The organism is Azohydromonas sediminis, assembly GCF_003574675.1.
Lineage (GTDB): Bacteria > Pseudomonadota > Gammaproteobacteria > Burkholderiales > Burkholderiaceae_C > Calidifontimicrobium > Calidifontimicrobium sediminis.
Genome location: NZ_QOAZ01000039.1, coordinates 25,336 through 31,710 on the forward strand (window position 1 = coordinate 25,336; position 6,375 = coordinate 31,710).

Below are 6,375 nucleotides of genomic sequence, written 5' to 3' on the forward strand. Positions count from 1 at the left end.
CGCCGCGTCAGTCGCCGACCAGCCCGTTGCGGATCGCGTAGACCGTTAGCTCCGAGTTGTTCGACAGACCGAGCTTCTCGAGCACGCGCGCGCGGTACACCGACACCGTCTTCGGCGACAGCGTCAGCTCCTCGGCGATGTCGGACAGCCGCTTGCCCGAGGCGATCATCACCAGCGTCTGCAGCTCGCGGTCCGACAGCTTCTGGTGCGGGCTCTCGAGCGCCGGCGCGGTCAGGCTCTCGACGAGCATCTGCGCGATCTCGGGCGTGACGTACTTGCGCCCCTGCGCGACGGTGCGCACCGCCTGCACGAGCAGCTGCGGGTCGCCGCCCTTGTTGACGTAGCCGAACGCGCCGGCACGCAGCGCGCGGATCGCGTACTGGTCTTCGGGGTACATGCTGACGACGAGCACCTTCACCGGCGAGCCCTCGTCCTTCAGCGCGTGCAGCGCGTCCAGCCCGCTGCGCCCCGGCAGGTTGATGTCGAGCACGAGCACGTCGCACGGCGTCGTGCGCATCAGCGCGCGCAGCTCGCCGTAGTCGCCGGCCTCGCCGACGACCTCGATGTCGGAGGCGTCGGACAGCGTGTCGCGGATGCCGCGGCGGATCAGCGCGTGGTCGTCGCAGAGGATGACTTTGATCACAGCTCCCCCCAGGCACTCGTCGGATCGTGTTCGTCGTCGCCGTCGGCCGTCGCCGGCGCGCTCGCGCCGGCGGTCAGCGGCAGCGTCAGCAGCAGCGTGGTGCCGCGCCCGTCACTCGAAAGGTCGATCGTGCCGCCCACCGTCGACGCGCGCTCGTGCAGCCCGCGGATGCCGAAGCTGCGCGCCTTGGCCAGGTCCTCGCGCGTCAGCCCCACGCCGTTGTCGGCAACTTCGAGCGACAGCACGCCGCGCGCGAGCGTGAGGTCGATCGTCACCTGCGTGGCCTGCGCGTGCTTGCTGACGTTGGTCAGCGCCTCCTGCGCGGTGCGGTAGGCCACCAGCGGCACGCCGGCGGGCAGCTCGGGCAGCTCGTCGTGGCTGCTGCGGAACTGGCACGCGACGCCGGTGCGCTTCTCGAAGCGCGCGGCCATCCACTGCAGCGCCGCGACGAGCCCCTGCTCGAGGATCGCCGGGCGCAGGTTGTGCATGATGCGCTTGCTGCTCTCGATCGCGTGGCTCACCGTCTCGAGCGCCGACTGCACGCGCTGGCGCACCTCGGGATCGGTGGTGCGGCGCTCGATCCACGCGAGGTCGAACTTCAGCGCCACCAGCGAGCCGCCGACGTCGTCGTGGATCTCGCGCGCGATCGCCGCGCGCTCGCTGTCGATGCTGGTCTGCAGGTGCTGCGCGAGTTCCGACAGCCGCTGGCGCGACAGCGCGAGCTCGCGGTCGGCGGCGCGGCGCGCGCGCTCGGCCTGCGCCGCGGCGATCGCGTTCTCCAGTGCCGGCGCCAGCCGCGCGAGGTTGTGCTTGAGCAGGTAGTCGCTCGCGCCGTGGCGCATCGCCTGCACCGCGACGTCCTCGCCGATCTCGCCCGACAGCAGGATGAACGGCAGCGGCTGCGCGCCGGCGCGCACGATCTCGAGCGCCTGCAGTCCGCCGAAGCCCGGCAGGTTGAAGTCCGACAGCACCGCGTCCCACGGCTCGCGCAGCGCCGCGCGCAGCTCGGCCTCGGACTCGATGCGCCGCATCTCGACGTCCAGCCCGCTGCGGCGCAGGTGCGTGGCCGCCAGCTCGTGGTCGAGCTCCGAATCCTCCAGGTGCAGCACGCGCAGCGGACGCGACGGGGCCGGCGATGGCATGGGCGAAAGTATGGCCCAGCGCGGCAGACGGCCTGCCGCGCCGCCCCGGCGCCTTGCCCCAGGTCAAGCCGACGGCCGCTGCCCGGCGCGGGGACGCGAATTGGCGCCGTCTTGGCCGCGATTTCGGCCTCAACTCCGCGTGGCGAGCGCCGAAGATCCCGCCACCGCCCGTGGGCGCGCCGCGCGCGCGCCGTCCGTCCACGGCGACACCGACGGAGACCGCATGCACATCGACGCCCCCCTGGCGCCCGAACCCGGCCCCCCGCGCATCCCGCTGGACGCCGCGGCCGAGCTGCAGGACCACCTGATGAGCGCCTGCAACGACCTCGAGCGGCTGCAGACGCTGCTCGCGCACGCGTGTGACACGCTGCTGGCCAGCTTCCACGGCGCCAACGACGAGGCCGACACGCTGCGCAGCGCGCTGCAGTCGTCGCCGGTGCTCGACCGCCTGCGCGGCCAGCTCGGCACCGCGATCACGGCGCTGCAGTTCCAGGACATGGCCTCGCAGCTCGTCGCGCACACGCAGCGCCGGCTGCGCAGCTGTGCCGACCGGCTCGCGCGCGACGCGATGGGCGACGACGACGGCGAGGCCGTCGTCGAGGAGCCGCCGCTGCGCCCGAACCCGGTGACGCAAGACGAGATGGATGCCGGCTCCGTCGAGCTGTTCTGACGCCGCGCCCGTTCAAGAACCCCCCCACCCGACCGAAATCCCGAACGAATCCCGGAGAACGACATGCACTCAATCCTCGCGGTGGACGACTCGGCGTCGATGCGCCAGATGGTGTCCTTCACGCTGAAGAACGCCGGCTTCCACGTCGTCGAGGCCGTCGACGGCGTCGACGCGTGGGAGAAGGCGAACAAGGGCGACTTCCACCTCGTGCTGACGGACCAGAACATGCCGCGCATGGACGGCATCAGCCTCGTCAAGAAACTGCGCGAGAGCCCGAAGTTCAAGTCGACGCCAATCCTGATCCTGACCACCGAGAGCAGCGACCAGATGAAGCAGGCCGGCCGCGCCGCCGGCGCCACCGGCTGGCTCGTCAAGCCGTTCGACCCGGCCAAGCTGATCGAGGTGATCGGCAAGGTCGTGCGCTGACGCCTCGTCCCGCAGGAGCCCCCACCGATGGCTGATCCCACGACGACCGGCGCGTCCGCGGCCGGCATCGACCTGAGCCAGTTCTACCAGGTCTTCTTCGAGGAGGCGGGCGAGAACCTCGAGCAGATGGAGCAGATGCTGCTCGAGCTCGACGTCGACGCCGCCGACGACGAGACGCTCAACGCGATCTTCCGCTGTGCGCACTCCGTCAAGGGCGGCGCGGCGACGTTCGGCTTCCACGACGTCGCCGAATTGACGCACCAGATGGAGACGCTGCTCGACAAGCTGCGCCGCCACGAGCTCGCGCCCACCGCGCAGATGGTCGACGTGCTGCTGCAGTCGGGCGACGCACTGAAGGCGCAGCTCGCGCGCCACCAGGGCCACGACGTCGACGCGGTCGACACGCAGGAACTGCTCGCACACATCCGCGCGCTCGCCGACGGCAAGACGGTCGCGCCCGCCGCACGCCCCACCCCCGCGGCGGCTGCACCCGCTGCCGCGGCGACGCCGGCAGCCGGCCCGGCCGCAGCTGGGTCCAAGGGCACGCTGCGCTCGCTCGAGATCACCGTCGGGCCGCTCGAGCGCCCCGAGCTGGCCGACAACCTCGCCGAGCTGTTCCGCGAGATCACCGACCTGGGCACGCTCGAGCCGCTCGACGCCGGCCAGGCGGCCGACGGCGTGCGCCGCTACAAGGTGCTCACCGCCAGCAGCGACGACGAACTGCTCGACCTGTTCAGCTTCCACGTCGCGCGCGAACACATCCGCATCGCGCCGCTGGGCCCCGGCTACGGCTTCCACCCCGGTGCGCCGGGCGCCCCCGAACCCGAGGCGCCGAGCTCCGACCCGGGCTACGGCTTCTTCGCCGACGCCCCCGGCGCGCCCGCGGCCGCGAGCGATGCGGCGTCGGCCGGCCACGCCCCCGCCGCGGCACCCGCCCCCGCGTCGCCGCCGCCCGCGAAGCCCGCCGCGCGCACCGAGCCGCGCGCCGCCGCGTCGACCGAGTCGTCGACGCTGCGCGTGTCGGTCGAGAAGGTCGACCAGCTGATCAACTTGGTCGGCGAACTCGTGATCACGCAGGCGATGCTCGCGCAGAACAGCAAGGGCGTCGAAGGCACGGCACTGCAGGCGCTGGCCGCCGGGCTCGCCGACCTGGAGCGCAACACGCGCGACCTGCAGGAAGCGGTGATGTCGATCCGCATGATCCCGATGTCGCTCGTGTTCAACCGCTTCCCGCGCATGCTGCGCGACCTGGCGGCCAAGCTCGGCAAGAAGGTCGAGCTCGTCACGCACGGCGAGGCCACCGAGCTCGACAAGGGCCTGGTCGAGAAGATCACCGACCCGCTGACGCACCTGGTGCGCAACAGCTGCGATCACGGCATCGAGCTGCCCGCCGAGCGCCTGGCCAAGGGCAAGCCCGAGCACGGCACGATCACGCTGGTGGCCAGCCACCAGGGCGGCAGCATCGTCATCGAAGTGCGCGACGACGGCCGCGGCCTGAACCGTGACAAGCTGCTGAAGAAGGCGCGCGAGCGCGGCCTCGACGCGCCCGACACGCTCAGCGACCAGGAGGTCTGGGGCCTGATCTTCGCACCGGGCTTCTCGACCGCCGAGCAGGTCACCGACGTCTCGGGCCGCGGCGTCGGCATGGACGTCGTCAAGAAGAACATCACGGCGCTCGGCGGCACCGTCGAGATCGACTCGGCCGAGGGCTACGGCATGAGCGTGCGCGTGCGCCTGCCGCTCACGCTGGCCATCATGGACGGCATGAGCGTCGGCGTCGGCGACGAGTGCTACATCCTGCCGCTGGCCTCGGTCGTCGAGTCGTTCCAGGTGCGCCCCGGGATGATCCGCACGATCGGCGGCAGCGGCCGCGTCGTGCAGGTGCGCGACGAGTACCTGCCGGTCGTCGACCTCGAGAAAGTGTTCGACGTGCCGCGCTTCGACTTCGAGCACGCCAGCGACATCATGGTCGTCGTCGAGGCCGAGGGCGGGCGCGTCGCGCTGCTCGTCGACGAACTGCTCGGCCAGCAGCAGGTCGTCGTCAAGAACCTCGAGGCCAACTACCGCAAGGTGCCCGACGTCTCGGGCGCCACGATCATGGGCGACGGCCGCGTCGCGCTGATCCTCGACATCGGCTCGCTGGTGCGCCGCGCGCGCCACTGACCCGCAACCCCAGGAGGTGCGCCGATGACCCCCACTGCCGAGCGCGGCGTCGCGCGCCCGATCAGCCGCACGATCACGCTCGCCGGCAGCGCCGCCATCGTCGCGATGACGGTGCTGACGCTGGCGGCCTTCTGGATCCTCTCGGCGAGCCAGCAGCGCGACACGTCGGCGCGCTATGCCGCGTCGGAGGCGCGCGCGATCGCTGCGGCGATGACGGCGTTCGACGCCTCGCTGAAGGACATGGCGCTGCAGGCGTACACGACGTTCCGCCAGCAGTTCGCGACCACGCTCGCGCTCGTCGACGAGAAGCAGGGCACGCTGACGAGCTACGGGGCGATGGTCAACGACGACACCGGCCCGGTCGACCGCTTCGCGATCGACCACGCGGGCGGCGTCGCGACGGTCTTCGTCAAGCAGGGCGACGATTTCCGCCGCATCACGACGTCGCTGAAGAAGGAAAACGGCGAACGCGCAGTCGGCACGCTGCTCGACCGCAAGCACCCGGCGTACGAGCCGCTGAAGGCGGGCCAGAAGTACGTCGGCACCGCGACGCTGTTCGGCAAGCCGTACATGACGGTCTACGAGCCGGCGTTCGACGACAAGCAGAAGGTCGTCGGTGTCTACTTCATCGGCCTGGACGTCACGAGCGCGCACCACCAGATCGCGCAGCTGGTGCAGTCGTCGAAGCTGTACGACAGCGGCGGCACCTACGTCGTCGACCTGCGGCCGCGTGGCGCCGACGCGAAGCTCGTATTCCACGCCAGCGCCGCCGGCAAGACGCTCGGCGACGTGCTCGGCGACCGCGCCGCCGCGTGGGCCGAGCGGCTGCGGCAGGCGGCTGCGTCCGGCGAGCGCCTCGACGACGCCCCCAGCGTGCTCGTGCCGGGTGACGGCGCGACGCGATTCGCGGTGGCGATGCCGATCGGCGACACCGGCTGGGCCGCGGTGTCGGAAGTCGTCGAGTCGGAAATGATGGCAGGCGCACGCGCCGGCCTCGCGGTCGTGGCGCTGATGATTGCGTTCGGCGCCACGGCGATGGTCATCGGGCTGTGGGTGTTCGCGCGCCGCATCGGCGAGCCGCTGCGCGCACTGCTGGCCGACGCCGCCGCGATCGGCGACGGTGACCTCACGCGCCAGTTGACGAGTCACCGCCGCGACGAGGTCGGTGCGATCACGCGCGCGCTCGACGCGATGCGTGAGCAGCTGCGCGCTTCGATGGTCGCGGTGCACCACGCGAGCGACAGCATCCGCACCGCGAGCACCGAGATCGCCGGCGGCAACGCCGACCTGAGCGCGCGCACCGAGCAGACCGCCTCCAACCTGCAGCAGGC

The 6,375-nt window shown here is 71.6% G+C and carries 6 protein-coding genes; 4 read left to right on the plus strand and 2 right to left on the minus strand.

All coding sequences use genetic code 11. The features are described from left to right. Positions 1-7: 7 nt before the first annotated feature. Together DRV96_RS15665 and DRV96_RS15670 are read right to left on the minus strand one after the other, a co-directional pair. Positions 8-643 (minus strand): response regulator, encoded by a 636-nt coding sequence (locus DRV96_RS15665; RefSeq protein ID WP_119292854.1) that lies wholly within the window; start codon positions 641-643, stop codon positions 8-10. Then, a complete protein-coding gene (locus DRV96_RS15670; protein ID WP_119292856.1) occupies positions 640-1,785 on the minus strand; it encodes an ATP-binding response regulator in 1,146 nt (381 codons plus the stop codon). The genes DRV96_RS15665 and DRV96_RS15670 overlap by 4 nt, the downstream gene beginning before the upstream one ends. 223 nt (positions 1,786-2,008) lie before the next feature. Between DRV96_RS15670 and DRV96_RS15675 the strand changes: the two genes are divergently transcribed. The 4 genes from DRV96_RS15675 to DRV96_RS15690 form a co-directional block, all read left to right on the plus strand. Next, positions 2,009-2,455 (plus strand): hypothetical protein, encoded by a 447-nt coding sequence (locus tag DRV96_RS15675; protein WP_119292866.1) that lies wholly within the window; start codon positions 2,009-2,011, stop codon positions 2,453-2,455. 63 nt (positions 2,456-2,518) lie between these two features. Continuing rightward, positions 2,519-2,881 carry a response regulator gene (locus tag DRV96_RS15680; protein WP_119292858.1) on the plus strand — a complete coding sequence of 121 codons (363 nt, stop codon included), beginning with the start codon at positions 2,519-2,521 and terminating at the stop codon, positions 2,879-2,881. 27 nt (positions 2,882-2,908) lie between these two features. Beyond that, complete coding sequence (locus tag DRV96_RS15685) at positions 2,909-5,044, plus strand: chemotaxis protein CheA (RefSeq protein ID WP_119292860.1); 2,136 nt, start codon at positions 2,909-2,911, stop codon at positions 5,042-5,044. Between the two features lie 24 nt (positions 5,045-5,068). Then, positions 5,069-6,375: Cache 3/Cache 2 fusion domain-containing protein (locus DRV96_RS15690; protein ID WP_162911106.1), on the plus strand; the 1,307-nt coding region annotated here is incomplete at its 3' end.